A 22,791-nucleotide genomic window follows, 5' to 3' on the forward strand; every position below is an offset into this window, starting at 1 on the left:
TTTATGGTGCGTGTTAAGAGATTCGAACTCCTGGCCCACGCCTTAGAAGGGCGTTGCTCTATCCAGCTGAGCTAAACACGCGTATGGAGCGGGTGATGAGAATCGAACTCACGTAACTTGCTTGGAAGGCAAGGGCTCTACCATTGAGCTACACCCGCATATTAAATTTGAAAGTGGTCGGGGTGACAGGGATTGAACCTGCGACCTCATGGTCCCAAACCACGCGCGCTCCCATCTGCGCTACACCCCGATACTTATGGTGCGTGTTAAGAGATTCGAACTCCTGGCCCACGCCTTAGAAGGGCGTTGCTCTATCCAGCTGAGCTAAACACGCATATTGTTACAAAGAACATTAATTATTTTATATCATTCTTTGCCAATTGTCAACATTTTTTTATCTGTTGATTTAATGGAGCGGGTGATGAGAATCGAACTCACGTAACTTGCTTGGAAGGCAAGGGCTCTACCATTGAGCTACACCCGCATATTTGATTTTGAAAGTGGTCGGGGTGACAGGGATTGAACCTGCGACCTCATGGTCCCAAACCACGCGCGCTCCCATCTGCGCCACACCCCGATATCTTCAATATCTCTCAACGACAATGTTTATTCTACAATAGGAATAGCAATCCGTCAATACATTTTTAAAAAAATAATCTATATAAGAGAATTTTGGAGATTTACCTAGATATTTAATAATATTGTAAATTAATAACGGATTGCATGAATTTATTATTCTATTTCTTTTATAGAAATATTCCGTTTGTTATTTTTTAATATTTCTATAATTCCAAATGTTCTCTTTGCCCTACCATAAGGTAAACTTATACTTCCCGGATTCATTATTACTAATCCATCATACTCCTTTATTAGTGCCTTATGTGAGTGTCCAAAAAGGACTATATCTGCATCAACTTCCTTACCTTTGTAGAATATAGTATTGTACTCATTTTTAACATTATACATATGCCCATGAGTCATAAATATTTTTATTCCCATTACTTCAATAATTCTTTCAAGAGGATATTCTTTGCTCATATCACAATTACCTTTAACTGCATATATTTCTCCTCTAAAAATATTAGATAAGGCTTTAGTATCTGGTGCTCCATCTCCACAATGTAATATAATATCTATATCTTCTAAGTATTCCTTTATATCATTTATAAATGAAGTTTCATAATGAGAATCACTTAATACAGCAATCTTCATATTTGCCTCCTATAAAAATTCTTCTATAATTTTTTTAAATTTTTCAAGAGCAACTCCCCTATGAGATATACTATTTTTTTCCTTCATTGAAAGCTCTCCAAAAGTTTTATTAAATGGTTCATAAAAGAATAGTGGATCATATCCAAACCCATCACATCCTTTTTCATTATCCAATATATATCCATCAACTGTTCCTGTTACTGACTTATAAATATTATTATCATTTATTAAAGCTAATTGACACACGAATCTAGCCTTTCTATTTTCATAATTAACTCCTTTTAAGTTTAAAAGTAGTTTTTCATTGTTTTTTTTATCATCACCATGTTCTCCTGAATATCTTGCAGAGTACACTCCTGGTTCTCCATTTAGATAATCCACTTCCAATCCTGAATCATCCGCCACCACTATAAAATTATTTTCTCCCATTTTTATAAGTTCTTTATATATCTCTTTACATTTCTTTTTTGCATTTTCTTCAAATGTTATTCCATCTTCTTCTACATCTATATCAAGGTCCATATCTTTTAATGAGAAAACTTCTAGTGGCATATTTTCTAAAATTTTTTTCATCTCTTTTATCTTACCTTGATTATTACTTGCAATTATAAGTTTCTTCATTTAACTATTTTCCTCCAGTACCTATCCAAAGTGAATCCATTTTTAATGCTTCCTTTTGTATTTGCACCATTTGCTTTATCCCCTTTTGTGCCAAGTCAAGAAGATCATTTAAATCATTTCTACTAAATGGTGATTCTTCGCCTGTTCCTTGTATTTCTATAAATTCACCCTCATCTGTAGCTATAATATTCATATCGACTTTTGCTTTTGAATCTTCTTCATAGCATAAATCTAAGATTTTTTCTTCATTAAGAATACCAACGCTAGTTGCACTGACAAATTTCCTTATTGGATATACATCAAAAGGTTTTTCTTTATGCAATTTATTTACTGCATCTACTAATGCTACGAAAGCTCCTGTAATAGATGTTGTTCTTGTTCCACCATCTGCTTGAATAACATCACAATCTATCCATATTGTTTTTTCTCCAAGCGCCTTCAAATCCATAACTGACCTTAATGCCCTTCCTATTAGCCTTTGTATCTCCATAGTTCTTCCATCTATCTTCAACCTAGATATATCTCTTACTTTTCTTGTCCCTGTTGATCTTGGTAGCATATTATATTCAGCAGTTATCCACCCTTCTCCTTGCCCCTTTAAAAATGGTGGAACTTTATCTTCTATGGATGCAGTACAAATAACTTTTGTATCACCAACTTCTATTAATACAGATCCCTCTGCATATTTTGTATATCCTCTAGTTATTTTTGTAGCTCTTACTTGATCATTTTTTCTTCCATCTATTCTCATAATTTACCTCCAATTCTTAATATTATTAAAATTTATGCACTATTTTAACATTAAACTCATATTATTAATATAAGGATTAATGAAGAGGTGAAGAATTTGCGATATATAGGACCATTTTTTAGAATGAATAAACTATCTCAAAAAGAAATTAACGGCCAACTTTTTCACTTATCAAAGGAGGCCATAAGGACATTAGTTCTTGAGTCAAAATGTGGATTAGTTGATTCAGTTAAAAATTATAAAAAAATATCATCCTCCATTGATATTACCACATCTGGTAATTTTTCTCCACTACTATGTATATATAGAAAATCCTCCCCTAATTATATTCATAGTAAGAACTATAATGGGTTTGATGAAGAATCCTTTAAAAAGGATATAGCTCCAATAACTAATGCTTTAATGACTTCAAGTATATTGAATTTAACTACCTATTATTCAAAGTTTAAAGATGCTGATGAAAAATTATATTCTTATTCTCAAATTTATAAGAGATTGGCTAAAGAACAACTTGACTTTTACTCAGTAAACTTAAGAAATACTGAAGGAATCTTTATAGAAAAAAGAAATCTTTCTGAAAATAACTATAAAGGTTTTAATCTTACAGAAAAAAATAATAAATTTAAATTTTCTGACCAAGCATTTATGATGGTTTCATATAATTTATACTCAATGTTATATGAAGATGATGATATTTCAGAAGATTACAATAAGTTTTCATTAGAAATACTACAAATGCTTAATGAATTTAAAGAAAAAATTTATGAGTGCTCTTTCGAAGAAATATGCAAAATACTTACTGCCATTAATATTTTTTATAGTAATTCTAAAAATAATGATGCTAAAATTTTAATTGTAGACTTAACAGATTATCTTATAAATAAATTCGATGAAAAAGACTATTATGTGGATACCTTAGATTTTACATGCTTACTCTTAATAAATTTGATTTTATCATTTAAACATACTCAAATGATTACCTTCAATGAAAAAGCTAAAGAAATAAATAATAAACTAGTATCTTTATATGATGATGAAAAAGAAGTTTTTCTTAAGCTTTCTGGAAAAAAAGATTTAAAATATTCATGCTTTGATATTACATTTTACTTCCTAGCTATTATTATGTATTCAAAAGAATCTAATAGGTATAATGAATATAAAAATATGATTTCTTCATTATATAGAAAGTATTTCATAAATTCTGGCTTGATAACATGTTGGCCTGAAGCACCTACTTTAGATGATGCTGAACGATATAGAGGTTTAACTTTAAATTCATCTGATATGTTAGAAGAAAATTTCTTTAGAATGCCAACAATATCAACTCCTGCTAGCTTAGGGGTAGCTCCAATTTTCAATAAAGGAATTTCATATTCTAAGAAGAAAGATTCTTTTTCACCATCTGGTTCATCATTCGATAGCTTTAAAAATATGTATATATATCAACTAATAATTTTTCTATTTAAAGATGACTTTATGCGTGAAACAAATCTAATAAAATCTGATCTTTCTTATAGGAATAATGATAATAATCAAACTGATGAAACATATACCGATGATATCAGCCTCAGAGAAGATACTATTGAAACTCCAGATGCCAATCTTGAAGATATCGAAAATACTATTCTCATATCTAAAAATGATGATTTAACTAGTAATTAAATACTAAGTATTCTTATGATTATACTTAAATAATAAGAAATAAATAATTATTGATGTAATTTGTTAAAAATTACATCAATAATTTAATTTCAAAAACTTTTTAGAGAGTATTTTTGTAGTTCTCAACTATAAAGAGGATACTATGATTTTTCTATTTTACTGTAGTCTATATTTCCATTACCATCTAAAATCATGTTTTTTATTTTATTGTTTAAAGCTATATTATTATTATAAAAAGCAATTGGTAATACTTGATACGTATTAAATAACTCATCTTCTAATTTAGTAAATAACGCTTCTTTTTCTCCTTCTGTTTTTACTGCGGAAAATTGGTCTTTATATTTTCCCGGAAGAAATTTAACTACTGTATTATATATAGAATCCTCTCCTGAAAAATTAGAATTTCCTTGAATCAATGCTATATCATAATAATTGGAATCCTTTATAGAGTTTATTTCTTCCTCTGTAATTAACTTATAATTTATATAGGTGTCTGTATTTTTCTCAAACCAATTAGATATATATTCACAAATTTCTTTATTCTCAGTTCCTTCTTGTGCAACTAAAAAAAGTTCCTTAGGCTTACTCCATTCACCTGATTCATTACTCATTACCTTTCTACTTTGAAGCTTAAGTAAATCTTCCTTATCATTTCTAAAATAGCTACCTTCAGCTAGCTCTATAAACATATTATTTTCTAATTGATATTCTTCCATAGCCTTATTTATTGAACTATATATATTTTTTTACCTTCTATGGGTATAGAATCACTATTGGGATTAAATGTCAAATACATTGCCTTATCAGATTCTAAAGTCATCAATCTATTTTCTTCATTTAATCTGCTTAATTGGCTTTTAGGTGGATTTATAACTATATCTCTTCCCCCTATTTCAAAAGCTGCCATTGCTACTTCTTCACTTTCATCTGAGGCTACCTTTATCGTTTCAACTAACTCTATATTTGTATTATTATTTCTTTTAAGGGTTAATTCATCAATTGATATTTCAGAAATACCATAATATCCTGAGTAAACAAGCTTATCATAATTTTGTTTTATATTATTCCATAATATAACGTTCTTTCTTAACCTGTATTGTGGCATAGTGAGTTCTTCAATAAAATTATCATCCTTTGAATTTAGTCTAAATATTATATTTTCTTCTCCATAGGAAATTCCCACATTCTCAGAAAAAGATCCATATCCATCTCTAAATCCTTTTGCTCCATACACATTTAATAATGCACCTATATTTTCTCCATTTTCTTCTGTTAATATTTCTCTAAAAAATGTTGCTATATCTTTTGGAGTTATTTTACTTCCATCACTCCAATAAATATCTGATCTTATTTTAAAATCATATTCTAATCCATCGTCTCTTACTTCAACACTTTCTGATAGAGAAGGAACTATGTTTTTAGATGAATTTAATTCTACTAAGCCTCTACTAGTAGCACACACTATATCCTGCATTCTTTTGTCTAAGTCTCCAACTGATTTAAAATCTGTTGGTACTGAAGATACAGAATATGTAAATATTTTTTTGTTTTCGGTTGGCTCTTGATTTACAACTTCTATAAATCCTAGTAAAAACCCTATTAATAGTGCAGTTGATGCTGCTAATAATATTATTTTTTTCATATATTCTTCTCCTTACCTTCAGTATCTTTCTAAATTATAGACATATAATTTTAATAGTAATCATTAATATTTAAATTTCATATTTATTTCTAATTAAACTAAATTGTTGTAATTTTCTATGCTATAATATATATGTTTTAATTAATTATCTACTTAATTTATTGACTTATGAATTTAATAGCTGCTAATTAATAATCTTATTTAAGTAAAATAGCAGACTGAAAGTATAAAGTTTTTAAATTTTTATATAAAATTTGGAGGTATTTTTATATGGATTTAGCTGTTCAAATTTTTCAAATAGTTTTTTATGGTATTGGTGCTTTATTTATGATAACTTTTGCTATCATAGGAATATGGAGTTTTATTATTTTTAATAAAGCATATAAGACTCGAAGAATCCAAAATTATCTTTTAGAAAAAATATATCAAGCTATTAACCAAATATCTTATAAATCTAACAGTTCTCTTAATGAAAATTCAGAAGATGAACTTCTTAGCTTTGATGATTTAATGGATGAAGATGAAAAATAGTTAATTTTTAGTTTATAATTAAAAATTAAAAGAGGTTTTTCATAATGAATAGAAATTCATTATGAAAAACCTCTTTTAAATAAATACTTATTTTTTAAATTTTATAGTTACTTTAAATAAATCTCCATCAATATCTATTTCAAAGCTTCCACCCTGAAGTTCTACTATACTTTTTGCTATAGCAAGTCCAAGTCCAGACCCTTCTGTACTTCTAGATTTATCACCCCTTTTAAATCTTTCAACTATTTCTTCTGCCGTGAAATCTAGCTGATATGATGATATATTTTTCATTATTACTATAACTTCCTCATCATTGCTTATAACCTCTATATATACTCTGGAATTTCTCATTGAATATTTAATAATGTTATTTACTAGGTTTTCAAATGCTCTAAAAGTTTTTCTACCATCTAAAAATAATATAGCTTTTGTTTCTGACCATTTAGTTATTACATTTAACTCTGCTAGCGATATTTTTTCTTCTAACTCCCCTAATATTTGTCTAAGTAATGATACTATATTTAATTCTTCTTTTTCAAATTCCATACTTCCAGATGTTACTTTTGAAGCCTCAAATAAATCTTCTATTAATATTTTAAGCCTCTTAGATTTTATATCTAAAACTTCTATATATTTGTCTCTTTTCTCTTGTGACAAATTTTCTTCCTTTAATAAATCTACATAATTTATTATTGATGTCAAAGGTGTTTTTAAATCATGTGATACATTGGTAATCAATTCACTTTTCATTCTTTCACTTTTAATTGCTTTGTCTAAAGCTCCATTAAGTCCTTCTTCTATATTTAACATATTACTTTCTATTTCTTTGAAAATTATCATTCTATTTTTCTTATATTCTTTTTCATATTTACCATCTGCTATTTTTCTTGATTTTATATTCAATATATTTGCTTCACCAAATACTATAATCACATAAGCTGTTAATATTATTAAATATACAATTACATATATTTGGGCTGTCATTACAGTTATATAGTTCCAATAGCTATAATAATTTATTAATATAGTGCACCATATAGCTAAAGCAGTCATAAAAATCATAGCACTTACTTTAAATGCTGTTGTACTAACAATATAACAGTTTTTTAATTTATCTATTACTATTATTATATATTTTTTTGTTAAGATATTTCCTAAGGCCCTTTTTCCTCCTATTATAAGAATCATATCCTTTATAAGTAAATAAGTTACTATTATTGCTACTATTGATAAAGCTATTATTTTGTTGGAATAACTATTACCACTATAATAAGGTATAACATTTGTTATAAGTTCTTTAATCGTGTTAACACATAATATAGGAATAAATATCTTAATATCTAATGGTAACTTTAAGTATAAACGTTCCATAAAGCCATTTTCATCTTTATTTTTATTTTTATATTTATAACTTAAAATTGCTAGTATCAAGGTTATTATTCCTGATGCTAAAGAAATAATACTATATCTTTTTAATGTATTTAAAGCTCCTTTCCTATAATCCCATTCATAATAAAGATTGTCCCCTTCATTTAAATTCTTTGGTATTCTATAATATTTAACTGTCTCTCTATTATAATAATCAATCAAATCTGGATAGACTTTGGATAATTCCTTAGAATACAAATTATTTTCATTATCATTTTTAGAATTTGGAAAATACATATAATAATAATTTTCATCTTCAAATTCCTTATTCTTTATCTTATATTCAAAGCTATTATCTTTTATATTAGTAATTTTTGCTCCAGTATTATCTTCAATGTAAAATTCAATATTTTTTGTTCTAGCTATAGTTTCAAATGTATTTATTTTTATATTATAGAAATAAGCATCTATATCATTATCTTCAGAAAGTATATTTTCTTTTGCTCTTTCAACATTTTCATTAATTTCATCTTCTGTTAATCCTTGACTTTTTCCCATACTTCTAATATTATTTTCAGATTCTTTCAAAAGATTTTCTTTTTCTTTTTTATCCCTTTCTTTTTCTGCCTTATATATATCTTGTCGTATAGTACCTTCCATATCCTCATATGCATATAAATAAGTTTTCAAAGTTTCATCAAAAGAATCAATATAACTTCTAATGTTATATTCATCATAAAAATTAGTTTTATGAATATATTTAGTATTTCTATATTCCGTTATTGTTTTTGTAAGTGATATTGAAAAAATTATTATTGATAAAATAACTAAGAATATATTTATTTCTTTATAAATTTTATTTTTTGTCAACTTTGTATCCAACTCCCCACACCACCTTTAAATATTGAGGATTTCTAGGGTCTACTTCTATCTTTTCCCTTATCCTCCTTATATGGACAGTTACCGTATCTACATTATATGCTATTTCATTCCATACTCTTTCATATATTTCCTCTATAGAAAATACACGTCCCAAGTTGCTCATAAGAAGACTTAGAATTTTAAATTCTATAGGAGTTAACTTAGCTTCTCTTCCATTAACTAAAACTTCCTTATTAGTGATATTTAACTCCAGTCCACCTACAGTTATTAGTCCTTTATTTTCTTCATTATTTATTGATGAAAACCTAGTATATCTTCTTATTTGCGAGTTAACTCTTGCTATTAACTCTAACGGATTAAATGGCTTAGTTATATAATCATCTGCACCTAAATTTAGTCCTAATATTTTATCTGAATCTTCTGATTTAGCAGATAACATTATTATTGGTATTTCCTTTTCTTTTCTTAATTCAATTGTTGCGCGAGTACCATCAAGGTTTGGCATCATTATATCCATTATTATTAAATGAATTGCTTCTTCTCTAGCAACCTTCAATGCTTGTATTCCATCATAAGCTATAAAAACATTATATCCTTCATTCATAAGATAAATTTCTATTGCTTCTGTTATCTCTTTATCATCATCTACCACCAAAATATTCAATTTATTCATATATCCCCCAAAAGTCTTTTTTATTAATATTTTAACATAATGTATATATTAAGTAACATCCTTATATTAATAATATTAATTTAAAGAAGTTACAAAGTTTATATCATATTTATTAAGGAATTCTTAAAAATATAGTTATTAATTAAATATCTATCTATAAATTAAATTGTAATATCTATCTATCAAATTTTTGAATTCTAATATATCAAAATGTCTCCCAACTCTTAGTGTTTCTTTTTTGTTAATGAACAATATCAAAATAGGTAAAGAAAATATATCATTTTGAGCTGCTAACTCCCTATGCTCCAATGCATTAATTTCAAGAAACCTAATTTCCTTGTAATCTCTAATAACATGTAGTACCTTCTCTTTTATTACATCGCAAGCACCACAAGTTGAACCACTAAAATATATTATACTTATCGAATTATTTTTTATTAATTTTTCCATAACTCCTCCAATTTTAATTTACTTATTATATTTATTATATCACTTACATAATTTATTTATAAAATGCTCTTTTTAGAGAAATACTAAAATAGGAGGTGTATAAAATGAAATCAAAAAATAAAATTTACTCATTCTTTTTATTAGCTTTATCTATAATCACTCTTATCTCCTTAATTCCTACTGCTTTAGTAAAAGGTAATGCATTAGGTGATTCTAAATTTGAGCTAAGACCATTACCATATGCTTATGATGCATTAGAACCTTACATTGATAAGGAAACTATGACCATTCATCATGATAAACATCAAAAAGCTTATGTAGATAATTTAAATAAAGCTATAGCAAAATATCCTGAATTATATTCTAAAGGCTTAGAAGGAATATTAAGGGATTTAGATTCAGTACCAGATGATATTAGAGAAACAGTTAGAAATAATGCTGGTGGCGTATATAATCATGAATTTTTCTGGACAATAATGTCTCCTAAAAAAGATCAAACACCCAAAGGAGATTTATTAGATGCAATTAATAGAGATTTTGAATCTTATGATAACTTTAAAAATCAATTTAAAGAAGCTGCTTTGAATAGATTTGGCTCTGGATGGGCTTGGTTAGTATCAAATAGTGATGGAAAATTATCAATAATATCTACTCCAAACCAAGATAGTCCTATTTCAACAGGACTAATCCCTATTATTGGTATTGATGTTTGGGAACATGCTTATTATCTTAAATATCAAAATAGACGTTCTGAATATATAGATAATTGGTGGAATGTAGTCAATTGGGAACAGGCTGAAAATAATTATAACAATAAAAAGTAAGCCATTATACAACTCATAAACATAGGTTACAGTTTAAAATGCATATTAATGCCTGATACTTATTAGTTTTAGTATATTTTTAATAACTCTAAAAATCAAAAAGCCTGCTGATTCCAGCAGGCTTTATTTTTATTTTCGTAATTTCAATTTAATTGTTAGCTACAAACTTTTCTCTGATTAAAATATTGTATTTTGCTCTTCTCTATCAAATATATGCATCATATTAGTATCAAATCCAAATTCTATTGGATCACCAATTTTATAATCATTAGCTGCTCTAGATTTTATTATGAAGTTAGCTCCGTCTTTCTTAAGGTGAATGTAAGTTTCTGCTCCTAAGTTTTCTTTTAAATCAACTTCACCCTTGAAAGTAACAACTCCTGGTTTAGATAATTCTTCTTTTGTATGGTAAATGTTTTCTGGTCTTATACCAACTATAACTTCTATATTTTCAGCATTCTTTTCTTTTACCATATTAACTTTATCTGCTGGAATTTCAACTAATTCATCAAATATTTTAACAAAGTTTTTTCCATCTTTAATTAAAGTTTGTCCATAAGTCATATTCATTTGAGGACTTCCTATAAATCCTGCAACGAAAAGATTTGCTGGATGATTGTATATTTCAGTTGGTGAATCAACTTGTTGAATAATACCATCTTTCATAACAACTATTCTTGTTCCCAAAGTCATAGCTTCTGTTTGATCATGTGTTACATATATGAATGTAGTCTGTAATTCATTATATAACTTAGAAATTTCTATTCTCATTTGAACTCTTAATTTAGCATCAAGGTTTGATAAAGGTTCATCCATTAAGAATACTTTAGGACTTCTAACTATAGCTCTTCCCATGGCAACCCTTTGTCTTTGTCCACCTGATAAAGCTTTTGGTTTTCTATCTAAAAGATGTTCAATATCTAGTATCTTTGCCGCTTCTCTAACTTTTTGATCTATTTCTTGCTTTGGTAGCTTTCTAAGTTTTAATCCAAATGCCATGTTTTCATAAACTGTCATATGAGGATATAATGCATAGTTTTGGAAAACCATTGCTATATCTCTATCTTTTGGAGCTACATCATTTACAAGTTTATCTCCAATATATAATTCTCCTCCGGATATTTCTTCTAAGCCTGCAATCATTCTTAATGTAGTTGACTTACCACATCCTGATGGTCCAACAAAAACTATAAATTCTCTGTCCTCAATGTCTAAATTAAAATCTTGAACTGCTTTAAATCCATTTTCGTATACTTTTTGAATATTTCTTAAACTTAATCCTGCCATAATTTTCTCCTCCAAATTTATATATTAATAAAATGCTAGTGGATTAACTCTTTTAATTAACCTTATCAAATTTTCGTCCATGGCTAATTGAAATCCTATTAGACCTTGAGATGTTTTCGCAATATAAATCTTGTCCTTTATTCCAGACTCCTTTAAATATGCTCTTACAATTTTAGTATTACTATTAACCATTTGTTCTGGGGTTTTCACACTTGATATGCTTCTTACACTGAAATTTCCCACTTCTTTTCTTTTACTTTTATTCATTATTTTAAATATTACTAATTCTTCACCAGTAAGCTCGTATTCATATTCAACTATGAGCTTTCTAGATAAAATAAATGCTACTAAGTATATTAAGGCAAAGATTGCAGCACCTATAAAATTAAGCATTGCTATAAATACTATTGTAATAACCAATACTACTTTAGATACATTGTTTAGTATCTTTTCTAAGTTACTATAATTTTTAGTCTGAAATTGTTCGTAAAAGCTATCCAAACTTCAACCCCCTCCTTTAATATCGTTTACAACTAGTTATGCTTTTATTATAGCTTGTTTTTTTTTAATTACAATCTTATTACCTTTAATCTATACTTTTCTTAAATTATGACTAATAAAAATTTAAATAAATTGTGAAATATCACAAATTAAAAATAAAAAGTAAAAGGTAACAGTATTCTAAAAAACTGCTACCTACTACCCATTACCTTCTACAAAAATATAGTTTTATCTTATTTTTACTATTGATAATCTATGAAGTGCTCTAGTGCACATTATATATTTAATTAAATTATCAGTATTTTCATCAAAATCAATTATTATTACTGCATCAAATTCTAGGCCTTTTGCATAATAGGAAGGTATAAGAACTTTTCCCCCTTTATAGACAACATCTAGGTTATTAAATGCTAATATATTAGTATATTTCTTAAGTTCTGGAGCTATTATGTTTAACTCCTCTTTATCTTTCGTTATAATAGCTATATTTTCATACTTTTCTTCTTGGTAATCTTCTAATAAATTCAATATAACATCTATTAAATCTTCCTTATCATCTTTTGGTACTACTGTTTCTAAAACATCAAATTCACCTTTTCTTACAAATGGGACTATAGCATTTTCATCTAATATCTTACTTGCATATTCCATAATTTGATAAGTTGATCTATAACTCTTTTTTAATTCAAATAAACTAAAGAAATTCCCAAATATATCTTTTAACTTTAACATTGCTGGAACTTCTTCTACCTTTATAAGTCTTTGATTTGAATCCCCCACTATAGTATAACTTCTACATCCAGTTAATTCTTTAAGAACTATAAATTGAAGCATATTGTAATCTTGTGCTTCGTCAATAACTATATGTTTTATTTCTCTTTTGAACTTTCTTCCATCTAATTTTATCATCAAATATAAAATGGCCGCTAAATCTAAATAGGATAAAGTTTCAACATTTATAATCTTCTTATATATATTTATAATGCTGTCATTATCTATCCATTTTTCTATATCCTGTTTGACTTTTATAACTTCCCTTATTATATCTCTTATTTTAATTTTTCTTCTAAATTCAATATTATTTTCTTCTATTTCTAATTCTTGTTGTGATAGCTTTGATTTTTCTTCTTGTGCTTTTATATTAATTTCTCTTACCTTCTCATCTCTTTTTTCCTTTATCTTAGAAATTAATATTCTTTTTATCTTTTGACTTCTTCTAAATATAGGCATATATTTATAATGCTTATTGAATAGTTCTTTTATTTCTTCTATAGAAACTATTTCTTCACCTAAGAATTTAACTGCCTCTATATTAAAATAACTTTCTTCTATTTTTTCTATTTCAGTATTTAAAAATTCTATAAATTTATTTGATGACTTATATTTTATTTCATTGATTATTTTTTCGTTTCCATTTAGTACTTCTTCTAGATAAAAAGATATATCTATTACAGCTTCATTTAATCCTATTTCTTTATATGCAAAAGATAAAAATGTCTCATTTAATACTGCAGTTTCTCCTAAATTAGGTAATACCTCTGAAATATAATTCATAAATATATCATTAGGTCCTAAAATAAGTACTTTATCCGTTAACTGTTCTCTATAATTATATAAAAGATATGCTATCCTATGTAGAGCTATAGTTGTTTTTCCCGAACCTGCAACTCCATTTACAACAACAACTCTATTTCTATCAGCTCTTATTATTTCATCTTGTTCTTTTTGTATTGTATTTACAATATCCTTAAGCTTTTCTCCAGAGTTGGATGATAAAACCATTTGTAGTATCTCATCTTGTATATTTATATCTGAATCAAAATATCCTTCCAACTTAGCCTTTTTTACAATTAATTGTCTTCTTGATAATATATCTACTGGCATTTCTCCTTGTGGACTTTTATAACTTGTTTTGCCTAACATCCCTTTGTAAAATAAAGATGCAACCGGTGCTCTCCAATCTACTATTACTGGATCATAACTTTCTTCTGGAGTTAATCCATATCTTCCTATATACAATTCTTCTGAATATCCATCATCTATAAAGTTAACTTTCCCAAAATAAGGTGACTCTTTAAGCTTTACAAATTCACCTAATTTTTTATCTATCATTTTATATGATTCTTCCTTAATATATCTTTCGTGATCAAAATACTCCATTAATTTATCTTCATCATCTCTATATTCCTCAATATACTTTTTTCTATAATCAAGTATATATTCTGAAATACCTTTTCTCTTATCTATATATTTTAAAGTTTCTTCATTAAGAATATTTAATGTATTTTTTAAGTTTTCCTCTTCTTTTAATAATTCTATTTTATCCAAGAGTTACTCCCCCTTTGATTTTATATTTATATCATTAAGAAAGAGTGTAACAAGCAATTATGTACACCCTTTCATTAATTTATCCATTTTACATTATTTTAAACTTTTAAGATTTCTTATATTTCTATAACTTGGTTTGCATCTTTAACCTTTTTATTCTTTCTATCTCTTAGTTCTGGATATTTATCGTACACAAATTCCATAAACTCACTACCAAATATAGTTTCTTTTTCTAATAAGTACTCAGATATCTTATCAAGTAAATCTCTATTTTCTCTTAATAATTTTTTTGTGCTTTCATGACAAGTCCTTATTATTTTTAATATTTCTTCATCTATTAAAGTTGAGGTTTCATCACTACATTCTCTTACTGCTCTTCCATCTAGATATCTATTTTGAACTGATTCTAAAGCCATCATATCAAATTTATCTGTCATTCCATAAATAGTAACCATACTTCTAGCTGTTTTTGTTGCCCTTTCTATATCATTAGATGCTCCAGTTGAAAGTAAGTTAAATACTTCTTCTTCTGCTGATCTTCCACCTAACATGACCATTATTTGATTTGTTAGCTCTTCTTTAGAAACCAGATATTTCTCTTCTTCAGGTAATTGCATAGTGTAACCTAATGCTCCCATTGTTCTAGGTACTATAGTTATCTTGTGAACTGGATCTGTATTTTCTAATAGCGCAGCTACAAGGGCATGCCCAACTTCATGAAAGGCTACTATTCTCTTTTCCATAGGAGATAGTATCCTATCTTTCTTTTCTTTTCCTGCAATTATAACTTCTACAGCTTCCCTTAAGTCCTCTTGCATAACAAACTCTCTGCCATGTTTAACTGCTCTTAATGCTGCTTCATTTACTATATTTGCAAGGTCTGCACCTACTGCTCCTGGAGTACTTTTTGCTATTTCTTCTAAGTTTACATCATCCCCAAGTTTTACTCCTTTAGAATGAACTTTTAATATATCTATTCTTCCCTTTAAATCAGGTCTATCTACTATTACTCTTCTATCGAATCTTCCAGGTCTTAATAGTGCCTTATCTAATATTTCCGGTCTATTTGTTGCAGCTAAAACAACTATAGCCTTTGTAGAATCAAAACCATCCATTTGTGTTAATAATTGATTTAGAGTTTGCTCTCTTTCATCATTTGTTTGTATTTGAGAATCTCTACTTTTACCTATAGAATCTACTTCATCTATAAAAATAATACATGGTGCATTTTTTTCTGCTTCTTGGAAAAGATCTCTCACTTTTGCTGCACCCATTCCTGCAAACATCTCAACAAAATTTGATCCTGATATTGATAAGAAAGGTACATTTGCTTCACCAGCCACTGCTTTTGCTAATAATGTTTTACCTGTTCCTGGTGGACCAACTAATAATGCACCTTTAGGTAATTTAGCTCCTATACTAGTGTACTTACTAGCATTATTTAAATAATCTATTATTTCTTTTAATGATTCTTTTGCTTCATCTTGGCCTGCAACATCATCAAAAGTTATTTTTATATCATTTTCTTTATAAATCTTTGCATTACTTTTACCTAATCCCATCATAGGTGAACCACCCATTTTTCTTCCAACCTTGCCCATAAAAAATCTAATTATAAAGAAGAATATTATAGGCATTATTACCCAATCAAATATAAAATCAATTATATAATTATTCTTCATAGGCTCAGCCTTAAACTCTACTCCTGACTCCGTTAATATACTTACTAAATTGGGATCATTAACATTGCCAGTATATAGCATCTTGCCTTTTACTTTATTCGTACTATCTTCCTTTTTTAAAATTTGTATTTCACTAGATGAAATTATGACACTTTCAACTTCCTTATTTTCTATCATATTTAAAAATTCATTATAACTTACTTCTTGAGTAGTCATAAAATTTTTCGTTATGCTAAAAACATATAAAATTAGGAATGCCATAATTGCATACACTACAATATACTGCTTCTTTTTATCATCATTTTCTTCTGTATTTCTATTACTCATAATTCTTCCTTTCTAATCATTAACTATTTTATTTTTCCTAATTCATTAAAAGGATATACTTTTATTTGAGCTTTACCTTTTATATCTTCTTTAGATATATATGGATTAATCCAATATCTTGAATCTTTTGACCAAAGTCGATTATCTCCTAAAAAGAAATACTTTCCTTCTGGAACTTCATATTCTCCATTAAACTTATCTGTAGCACCTATATACTCTTCTTGTAACTCTTCACCATTCACTGAAACTATACCATTTTCAATTTTAACTTTATCTCCTGGTAAGCCTATTAATCTTTTTATTAATGAATCTTGAAGTTCTTCTGAGTAAAATACTATTATATCTCCTCGCTTAAGTTTATCTAAATTATATACTCTCGTAACAAAAAGCCTATCTCCAACATTTAAAGTTGGTACCATAGATTCTGATGGTATTAGAACCTTAAATAATAAAAACTTATTTATTAGAAAAGCTAATATTATTGCTGAGATTATTGGAACTGCCCATTCGTTAATGAAGTTTTTCATAGAATTTTTATTGCTTTTTTCTACTTTATTATCTTCATCTTTATTATTTGTATCAATCATTCTTCCCATAATCCTTTCATCATTGTATTAATTTTTTTATGTCTTAATTTTGTGGCCTCTTTATCTATAAGATATAAACCATCTCTTTTAAATAAAATGTCCCCTTCTTTTGCTATACCTACTATATCACTTTTTTTAATATCAATTAACTCATTAGCTTTTGTTTCCACTATAACATAATCATTTTCAATTCTATCTATTATATACTCTATATTATCCATAGTATGTTTGTATTTAATCACCTCTTTTTTTAATCTTATATTTTAGTATATCATATTTATTTAAAATTAAAATAGATTAAATGTTAATAAAAATAGGATAAATGAATATCACTTATCCTACTTCTATTACATTATTTTATATTAAATCTCACTAGTTAATAACTCTTCATAACTTTGCCTTTTACAAACAATTTTGGCTTCACCATTTCTTACAAAAATAACTGCTGGTCTTAAGTTTTTATTGTATCCGCTAGCCATGGAAAAACCATAAGCTCCTGTTGCTAACACCGCAAGTATATCACCATTTTCAGCTTTTGGAAGACTTATATCCTGTATTAATATGTCACCTGATTCACAGCATTTTCCTGCTATTGTAATATTCTTTTCATTTTTATTGCTAGCTTTATTTGCTAATATTGCTTCATATTTTGCTCCATATAATGCCGGTCTTATATTATCACCCATTCCTCCATCTACAGCCGCATATGTTCTAATTCCTGGGATTTCCTTTATGGATCCTACAGTATATAGAGTAGTTCCTGCATTTGCTACAATTGATCTTCCAGGCTCAATTGTTAAAATTGGTTTTTTAAGTGATAACTTTTGGCAAACCTCATTAACTCTATTTAAGATTACATCACAATATTCCTTTGTTTCCTTAGGCTTATCTCCTTCTGAATAGTAAATTCCGAATCCTCCACCTAAATCTAATTCCTCAATTAGATGACCTGTCTCTTGTTTTATGCCATTTATAAAATTTAACATTACTTCAGCTGCATCTGCAAATGGTTCTGTTTCAAATATTTGTGAACCTATATGACAATGTAACCCTACTAATTCTATATTTTCTAATTCAATAGCCATCTTTACAGCATCCATTATTATATTTCCAACTGGGGCAAATCCAAATTTCGAATCTATCTGTCCTGTTTTAATATAATCATGAGTGTGAGCTTCTATACCTGGTGTAAGCCTTAAATAAATTTTTTGTATTTTATTATATTTTTCTGAAACCTTATTTATTTCTGTCATTTCCCATAAATTATCTACTACAAATCTACCTACTCCTAGTTTAATTCCAAACTCTATTTCTTCTAAGGTTTTATTGTTTCCATGAAAGTATATTTTATCCATTGGAAAATTAGCTTTATATGCAGTATATAATTCTCCCCCGGAAACTACATCTAAATAAAGCCCTTGTTCTTCTATAAGTTTACACATACCTACTGTCAAAAAAGCTTTTCCAGCAAATGCCACCCTATTATTTTCAGATTTAACTTTAAAACTTTCTATATATTCTCTACACTTATCTATTAAAAGCTGTTCATCCATAACATATAATGGAGTACCGTATTCATTAGCTAAATCCTTTGCCTTCAGTCCTCCAATGTATAAATCATTTCCTTCTATTTTACTTGCCCCAAATAATTTCATAAAATCTCCTCCAAAAATATAATTATAATAAAACCACCATGATATTACATAGTGGTAGATTTTCTTATGTTAAATAAAAAAATATAGACACTCACTATATATTTATTTTCCACCTATATATTTAGCCCTAAATCATATTATATGCATTATCTTTATAAATTGCTAAAATGCTTATTAATATCCATCCCTATATTTATCCATAAGATTTCCCATTACATCCCCTGATGGTGGTGGAGTATATGTTATAGCATTAGCTCCTGCTTCTATTGTTTTCATTATAGTTTCTTCCGTTGGACCTCCTGTCGCTATTATAGGAAAAGTTGGAAACTGCTCTCTTATTCTTCTAACAATTTCTGGTGTGTTTTTTCCTCCAGAAACATTTAATATAGTAGATCCAGCTTCTATTCTCTCTGCAGGATTTTCACATTCTGAAACAATGGTCACTATTACAGGTATATCTATAACTGTTCGTATTTTCTTTATTATTTCATTTGATGTTGGAGCATTAACTACCACTCCCATAGCACCTTTAAACTCTGCATCCAATGCTAAGTTTACAACCCTTTTTCCTTGAGTTATTCCACCACCTACGCCACAAAAAACTGGCACATCTGCTGCCATAACTAATGCTTGAGTTATAAGTGGTTGAGGAGTAAATGGATATACCGCTATTATAGCGTCTGCATTAGTATTTCTTATAATTGCAACATCAGTAGTAAATAATAATGATTTTATTCTTTTTCCAAATATTTTTATTCCGCTACATTCCCTTATGCAAGAAGGTACTTCTATCACATGGCTTCTTAATATTCCTTTTATCTCTGGTACTTGCTTAATTTTTTTCCCATCCACACTGAACTCCTCCTATTTTTATTTATATTTAACTAATTTTTAGATATAATTATATTATACTACTTTAGTACTATATAACTAGTTAATTTTATAAAATTAACTTAATTTATTCAACATTATTTTAAGTTTTTAATATTAATATTTATAGATATTTATTTTGAGAGGTGATTTTTATAGTAAAGAGGAAAATTTACTCCCCTTATATTGTTTTATTAGTAATGTATCTGTTCTTTATCTTGGTTGCATTTTTGCATGATTCTCCATCTGAAATATTTACTGGACTAAAAAAAATAATTTTAAGCCCAGATATTTTAATAACTGACTATGTTGAAATTGGTGGGATAGGTGCATCCTTATTTAATTCAGCTTTAACTAGTATTCTTTCTATGTTTCTTTTAATATTTATAGGTGTAAAACCTAATGGTTCAACAATCATGTCTTTATGGCTAATGACTGGCTTCGCTTTCTTTGGAAAAAACATTTTGAACATTTGGCCAATAATTATAGGTGTGTACTTATATTCTAGGTATCAAAAAGAACCCTTTCTTAATTATAGTCTAGTGGCTTTGCTTTCAACTACCTTAGCACCTACAGTAAGTCAGCTTAGTTTTACTGATCATTTTTCTACTTTATTTGCCTTAGTTTTAGGGCACGGCATAGGTATACTTACTGGATTTATAATAGCGCCTGTAGCTTCTCACTGTGTAAAGTCACATAATGGTTATAATTTATATAATGTAGGCTTTGCAGCAGGATTATTTGCAACACTTTTAATGTCTATTCTTAGAGCTGTAGGCATAGAGTTTGAAACTAGAATGATTTGGAATACAGGATCTAATTTAATATTTTCAATACTATTATTTACAATCTCTTTATACTTAATGGTAATAGGATTGTTTTATAATCCTCATCCTAAAGAAAAATTACTTTCTATCATAAAACAACCTGGTAGATTAGTTAGTGATTTCTATTTACTATTTGGAGAAACATGTTATATTAATATGAGTATCCTTGGTTTTATATCTACACTTTTAGTAATTTTTTTAGATGGAGACTTAAATGGTCCAACTATATCTGGAATATTCACTATAATTGGATTTGGAGCCTTTGGTAAACATTTACGCAATGTTGTTCCTATTATTATAGGTGCTCTAATAGGTGCTTTAATACACGTAAATCCTATAAATTCTCCATCCTTAATATTATCAATATTATTTTCTACAGCACTTTCTCCTATTGCCGGAAAATTCGGCATCAAAATAGGAATCTTAGCTGGATTTTTACATGTAAATATGGTTACCAATATAGGGTATCTTCATGGTGGCCTTAATTTGTATAATAATGGCTTAGCAGCAGGATTTGTAGCTATGATTTTAATCCCTATAATTAATGTTTTTAAGAAGGAGACTGTATAAAATATGAAATTTAATTTTGAGAAAAACTTAAGAATAGTTAATGAACTAATGACATATCTTCATAAATTAGGTTGTAGTGATATAAATGTAAATTTACACACTGAAGAATCATATACTAATTTTATTATCTGGGGAAAAATTCAAGAAATTAATGACCTAGAATTATTTAATCTAAATAAACTATTAAATACTAAACGACAGCATGAATTAGAAGAATATTATTGGAGTTTAGGGGGCGACTGTGAACTAGATGAGGAACTCTCTTTAGTTGGAATGATGGTGGATACTGCAGAAATTAAATTTAATGATGGAATTCTAACTTTAAATATATTTAGAAGTCACTCTTAATTTTCAATCTTTTAAATATAAAAAGCAGTTGTAGATTTATTTTAAATAATCAACAACTGCTTTTTATTATTAATTTTTAAGTCTCATTTCCTTATAGCTTATGCTATATTTAGTTGACTCTTTATTTCTTCAAAAGGAAAATTGGCCCCTGGACATTCTGTATTTCTTACATCCTTATGCCTTTTTAAATCAGTAATGTTATACTTACTCATTAGGTACTTTGATAATTCAATGACACTAGTCATTTGTTGTGGAGTCAAATACTCATTATTAAAATTTCCTTCTAAAGCAATTCCAAATGCCTTACTGTTCACACCTGGCGCATGTGAACCTACAGCATTTTCAGGTCTCCCTCTATATATAGTTCCATCTTTTCTTATATAAAAGTGATATCCTATTCCAGCCCATCCTCTATCTTTGTGAATTTGATCTATTTGCTGAGGAGTCATATCGCTATCTACGGTATGATGATATACTATCATAGAAGGCTTTAAATTGTAAGTTAATGGAGTTGCCCAATTATATTCAACTTCATTAATTTTAAATTGTCGGTTTAAAAGCTTATCTTTTAAGCTTCTTAATTTCTTCCTCATTATTACCCCAAACTTATTGATATATTAAAATTATATGTATTCTATTTCAATTTGTTAATATAAAGTTATGAGTAATAACTTAATTTATCTTCTTGATTTAACGTTTAATACCTTTTCAACAACTTTTGTTCCTATTATATCTTCCTTCATTTCATTTAGAGCATTTGAAAGTTTGCTCCATCCCATTCCTTCAACCTCATTAGATTTTTTTATTTGTCCTGATACAAAATCTGCAACAAATGTTATCATTAGAATTTCTTTATCTTTAACATAATCAGACCCAAGATAAGTTATATTATTTATTTCAATTCCTGCTTCTTCTTTTACCTCTCTATAAACTGCTTCTTCTGCGGTTTCATTATTTCCAACATATCCAGATAGTAATACCTTAGAATTCTCGTATATGTAGCTTTGTTTTAATAATAATATTTCATCTTCCTTAATTATAGCTACCATTATGCATGGTTTTGGTGTGTCAAAAAACATCAAATCATCATGTAAGCAATAAGGCACACCCCCTTCATCCCAACTATATTTTTCCTCTAACTCTCTTCCACATAAAGGACAAAACTTGTACTTCATATTACACCTCTTAATTCT

Annotated in this window: 23 protein-coding genes, 6 tRNA genes and 1 pseudogene; 5 read left to right on the plus strand and 25 right to left on the minus strand. The window is 27.8% G+C overall.

All coding sequences use genetic code 11. The features are described from left to right. Window positions 1-4: 4 nt before the first annotated feature. The 9 genes from A500_RS13140 to rph form a co-directional block, all read right to left on the minus strand. A tRNA-Arg gene (locus A500_RS13140) sits at window positions 5-81 on the minus strand. 3 nt (window positions 82-84) lie between these two features. Then, a tRNA-Gly gene (locus tag A500_RS13145) sits at window positions 85-158 on the minus strand. Window positions 159-174: 16 nt separating this feature from the next. After that, window positions 175-250: transfer RNA gene (locus A500_RS13150), tRNA-Pro, on the minus strand. Window positions 251-257: 7 nt separating this feature from the next. Next, window positions 258-334 (minus strand) — tRNA-Arg (locus A500_RS13155). A gap of 76 nt (window positions 335-410) precedes the next feature. Then, a tRNA-Gly gene (locus A500_RS13160) sits at window positions 411-484 on the minus strand. Between the two features lie 17 nt (window positions 485-501). After that, a tRNA-Pro gene (locus tag A500_RS13165) sits at window positions 502-577 on the minus strand. Between the two features lie 155 nt (window positions 578-732). After that, window positions 733-1,212, minus strand: a complete 480-nt coding sequence (locus tag A500_RS13170) for a metallophosphoesterase (protein ID WP_016208058.1) — start codon at window positions 1,210-1,212, stop codon at window positions 733-735. 9 nt (window positions 1,213-1,221) lie between these two features. Next, the gene (locus tag A500_RS13175; protein ID WP_016208059.1) at window positions 1,222-1,833 is read right to left on the minus strand and encodes an XTP/dITP diphosphatase; all 612 of its coding nucleotides are present in this window, start codon (window positions 1,831-1,833) and stop codon (window positions 1,222-1,224) included. A 4-nt stretch (window positions 1,834-1,837) separates the two neighbouring features. Further along, window positions 1,838-2,584 carry a ribonuclease PH gene (gene rph, locus A500_RS13180; protein WP_016208060.1) on the minus strand — a complete coding sequence of 249 codons (747 nt, stop codon included), beginning with the start codon at window positions 2,582-2,584 and terminating at the stop codon, window positions 1,838-1,840. A gap of 123 nt (window positions 2,585-2,707) precedes the next feature. Between rph and A500_RS13185 the strand changes: the two genes are divergently transcribed. Further along, the gene (locus A500_RS13185; RefSeq protein ID WP_242835133.1) at window positions 2,708-4,246 is read left to right on the plus strand and encodes a hypothetical protein; all 1,539 of its coding nucleotides are present in this window, start codon (window positions 2,708-2,710) and stop codon (window positions 4,244-4,246) included. A gap of 140 nt (window positions 4,247-4,386) precedes the next feature. Here A500_RS13185 and A500_RS19570 read toward each other — a convergent pair whose 3' ends face one another. Together A500_RS19570 and A500_RS19575 are read right to left on the minus strand one after the other, a co-directional pair. After that, the gene (locus tag A500_RS19570) at window positions 4,387-4,962 is read right to left on the minus strand and encodes a hypothetical protein (RefSeq protein ID WP_051993159.1); all 576 of its coding nucleotides are present in this window, start codon (window positions 4,960-4,962) and stop codon (window positions 4,387-4,389) included. An 8-nt stretch (window positions 4,963-4,970) separates the two neighbouring features. Next, complete coding sequence (locus A500_RS19575) at window positions 4,971-5,888, minus strand: ABC transporter substrate-binding protein (protein ID WP_051993160.1); 918 nt, start codon at window positions 5,886-5,888, stop codon at window positions 4,971-4,973. A gap of 270 nt (window positions 5,889-6,158) precedes the next feature. Here A500_RS19575 and A500_RS13195 point away from each other — a divergent pair, with 270 nt between their 5' ends. Further along, entirely contained in the window at window positions 6,159-6,419 is a 261-nt protein-coding gene (locus tag A500_RS13195) for a Vpu (protein WP_016208062.1), read from the plus strand. A gap of 87 nt (window positions 6,420-6,506) precedes the next feature. Here the strand turns inward: A500_RS13195 and A500_RS22175 are convergent, their stop codons facing one another. The 4 genes and pseudogenes from A500_RS22175 to A500_RS13210 all read right to left on the minus strand — a co-directional run bounded on the left by A500_RS22175 (window position 6,507) and on the right by A500_RS13210 (window position 9,792). Then, on the minus strand, window positions 6,507-6,965 hold the full coding sequence (locus A500_RS22175) for an ATP-binding protein (protein WP_425544843.1): 459 nt from the start codon (window positions 6,963-6,965) through the stop codon (window positions 6,507-6,509). A 15-nt stretch (window positions 6,966-6,980) separates the two neighbouring features. Continuing rightward, a pseudogene (locus A500_RS13200) lies at window positions 6,981-8,447 on the minus strand (sensor histidine kinase); the annotation flags it as partial. 196 nt (window positions 8,448-8,643) lie between these two features. Continuing rightward, window positions 8,644-9,342, minus strand: coding sequence for a response regulator transcription factor (locus A500_RS13205; RefSeq protein ID WP_016208064.1), 699 nt, complete (start codon window positions 9,340-9,342; stop codon window positions 8,644-8,646). A gap of 150 nt (window positions 9,343-9,492) precedes the next feature. Continuing rightward, window positions 9,493-9,792 (minus strand): thioredoxin family protein, encoded by a 300-nt coding sequence (locus tag A500_RS13210; protein WP_016208065.1) that lies wholly within the window; start codon window positions 9,790-9,792, stop codon window positions 9,493-9,495. A 104-nt stretch (window positions 9,793-9,896) separates the two neighbouring features. On the opposite strand from A500_RS13210, the gene A500_RS13215 reads away from it, so the two are divergent. After that, the gene (locus A500_RS13215) at window positions 9,897-10,616 is read left to right on the plus strand and encodes a superoxide dismutase (RefSeq protein WP_016208066.1); all 720 of its coding nucleotides are present in this window, start codon (window positions 9,897-9,899) and stop codon (window positions 10,614-10,616) included. Window positions 10,617-10,793: 177 nt separating this feature from the next. Here A500_RS13215 and A500_RS13220 read toward each other — a convergent pair whose 3' ends face one another. The 8 genes from A500_RS13220 to A500_RS13255 form a co-directional block, all read right to left on the minus strand. Continuing rightward, window positions 10,794-11,903, minus strand: coding sequence for an ABC transporter ATP-binding protein (locus A500_RS13220; protein ID WP_016208067.1), 1,110 nt, complete (start codon window positions 11,901-11,903; stop codon window positions 10,794-10,796). 24 nt (window positions 11,904-11,927) lie between these two features. Next, window positions 11,928-12,404, minus strand: a complete 477-nt coding sequence (locus tag A500_RS13225; RefSeq protein ID WP_016208068.1) for a hypothetical protein — start codon at window positions 12,402-12,404, stop codon at window positions 11,928-11,930. A gap of 228 nt (window positions 12,405-12,632) precedes the next feature. Next, window positions 12,633-14,732, minus strand: coding sequence for a HelD family protein (locus A500_RS13230; protein ID WP_016208069.1), 2,100 nt, complete (start codon window positions 14,730-14,732; stop codon window positions 12,633-12,635). A 116-nt stretch (window positions 14,733-14,848) separates the two neighbouring features. Next, complete coding sequence (gene ftsH, locus A500_RS13235) at window positions 14,849-16,741, minus strand: ATP-dependent zinc metalloprotease FtsH (protein WP_016208070.1); 1,893 nt, start codon at window positions 16,739-16,741, stop codon at window positions 14,849-14,851. A 23-nt stretch (window positions 16,742-16,764) separates the two neighbouring features. After that, complete coding sequence (lepB, locus tag A500_RS13240; RefSeq protein WP_016208071.1) at window positions 16,765-17,328, minus strand: signal peptidase I; 564 nt, start codon at window positions 17,326-17,328, stop codon at window positions 16,765-16,767. Next, window positions 17,325-17,549, minus strand: coding sequence for a DUF3006 domain-containing protein (locus A500_RS13245; RefSeq protein ID WP_016208072.1), 225 nt, complete (start codon window positions 17,547-17,549; stop codon window positions 17,325-17,327). The genes lepB and A500_RS13245 overlap by 4 nt, the downstream gene beginning before the upstream one ends. A gap of 141 nt (window positions 17,550-17,690) precedes the next feature. Continuing rightward, window positions 17,691-18,983, minus strand: coding sequence for a diaminopimelate decarboxylase (gene lysA / locus A500_RS13250; protein ID WP_016208073.1), 1,293 nt, complete (start codon window positions 18,981-18,983; stop codon window positions 17,691-17,693). Between the two features lie 174 nt (window positions 18,984-19,157). Then, window positions 19,158-19,835 (minus strand): beta/alpha barrel domain-containing protein, encoded by a 678-nt coding sequence (locus A500_RS13255; RefSeq protein ID WP_016208074.1) that lies wholly within the window; start codon window positions 19,833-19,835, stop codon window positions 19,158-19,160. Between the two features lie 218 nt (window positions 19,836-20,053). Here A500_RS13255 and A500_RS13260 point away from each other — a divergent pair, with 218 nt between their 5' ends. Further along, window positions 20,054-21,250: a DUF1576 domain-containing protein gene (locus tag A500_RS13260; RefSeq protein ID WP_051993161.1), complete on the plus strand. Its 1,197-nt coding sequence runs from the start codon at window positions 20,054-20,056 to the stop codon at window positions 21,248-21,250. A gap of 3 nt (window positions 21,251-21,253) precedes the next feature. Continuing rightward, window positions 21,254-21,598 (plus strand): hypothetical protein, encoded by a 345-nt coding sequence (locus A500_RS13265; RefSeq protein WP_016208076.1) that lies wholly within the window; start codon window positions 21,254-21,256, stop codon window positions 21,596-21,598. A 98-nt stretch (window positions 21,599-21,696) separates the two neighbouring features. On the opposite strand, the gene A500_RS13270 is transcribed toward A500_RS13265, so the two are convergent. Both A500_RS13270 and A500_RS13275 read right to left on the minus strand, forming a co-directional pair. Then, complete coding sequence (locus tag A500_RS13270) at window positions 21,697-22,191, minus strand: peptidoglycan recognition protein family protein (RefSeq protein ID WP_016208077.1); 495 nt, start codon at window positions 22,189-22,191, stop codon at window positions 21,697-21,699. An 84-nt stretch (window positions 22,192-22,275) separates the two neighbouring features. Continuing rightward, window positions 22,276-22,773 carry an NAD(+) diphosphatase gene (locus tag A500_RS13275; protein WP_016208078.1) on the minus strand — a complete coding sequence of 166 codons (498 nt, stop codon included), beginning with the start codon at window positions 22,771-22,773 and terminating at the stop codon, window positions 22,276-22,278. Between the last annotated feature and the right edge of the window lie 18 nt (window positions 22,774-22,791).

It is taken from the genome of Clostridium sartagoforme AAU1 (genome assembly GCF_000401215.1).
Taxonomy (GTDB): Bacteria; Bacillota; Clostridia; order Clostridiales; family Clostridiaceae; genus Clostridium; species Clostridium sartagoforme.

Coding starts and splice junctions, on each gene's coding strand:
- A500_RS13170 (WP_016208058.1), bottom strand. CDS start 1,212: ATGAAGATTGCTGTATTAAGTGATTCTCATTATGAAACTTCATTTATA.
- A500_RS13175 (WP_016208059.1), bottom strand. CDS start 1,833: ATGAAGAAACTTATAATTGCAAGTAATAATCAAGGTAAGATAAAAGAG.
- rph (WP_016208060.1), bottom strand. CDS start 2,584: ATGAGAATAGATGGAAGAAAAAATGATCAAGTAAGAGCTACAAAAATA.
- A500_RS13185 (WP_242835133.1), top strand. CDS start 2,708: ATGAATAAACTATCTCAAAAAGAAATTAACGGCCAACTTTTTCACTTA.
- A500_RS19570 (WP_051993159.1), bottom strand. CDS start 4,962: ATGGAAGAATATCAATTAGAAAATAATATGTTTATAGAGCTAGCTGAA.
- A500_RS19575 (WP_051993160.1), bottom strand. CDS start 5,888: ATGAAAAAAATAATATTATTAGCAGCATCAACTGCACTATTAATAGGG.
- A500_RS13195 (WP_016208062.1), top strand. CDS start 6,159: ATGGATTTAGCTGTTCAAATTTTTCAAATAGTTTTTTATGGTATTGGT.
- A500_RS22175 (WP_425544843.1), bottom strand. CDS start 6,965: ATGGAATTTGAAAAAGAAGAATTAAATATAGTATCATTACTTAGACAA.
- A500_RS13205 (WP_016208064.1), bottom strand. CDS start 9,342: ATGAATAAATTGAATATTTTGGTGGTAGATGATGATAAAGAGATAACA.
- A500_RS13210 (WP_016208065.1), bottom strand. CDS start 9,792: ATGGAAAAATTAATAAAAAATAATTCGATAAGTATAATATATTTTAGT.
- A500_RS13215 (WP_016208066.1), top strand. CDS start 9,897: ATGAAATCAAAAAATAAAATTTACTCATTCTTTTTATTAGCTTTATCT.
- A500_RS13220 (WP_016208067.1), bottom strand. CDS start 11,903: ATGGCAGGATTAAGTTTAAGAAATATTCAAAAAGTATACGAAAATGGA.
- ftsH (WP_016208070.1), bottom strand. CDS start 16,741: ATGAGTAATAGAAATACAGAAGAAAATGATGATAAAAAGAAGCAGTAT.
- lepB (WP_016208071.1), bottom strand. CDS start 17,328: ATGATTGATACAAATAATAAAGATGAAGATAATAAAGTAGAAAAAAGC.
- A500_RS13245 (WP_016208072.1), bottom strand. CDS start 17,549: ATGGATAATATAGAGTATATAATAGATAGAATTGAAAATGATTATGTT.
- lysA (WP_016208073.1), bottom strand. CDS start 18,983: ATGAAATTATTTGGGGCAAGTAAAATAGAAGGAAATGATTTATACATT.
- A500_RS13260 (WP_051993161.1), top strand. CDS start 20,054: ATGTATCTGTTCTTTATCTTGGTTGCATTTTTGCATGATTCTCCATCT.
- A500_RS13265 (WP_016208076.1), top strand. CDS start 21,254: ATGAAATTTAATTTTGAGAAAAACTTAAGAATAGTTAATGAACTAATG.
- A500_RS13270 (WP_016208077.1), bottom strand. CDS start 22,191: ATGAGGAAGAAATTAAGAAGCTTAAAAGATAAGCTTTTAAACCGACAA.
- A500_RS13275 (WP_016208078.1), bottom strand. CDS start 22,773: ATGAAGTACAAGTTTTGTCCTTTATGTGGAAGAGAGTTAGAGGAAAAA.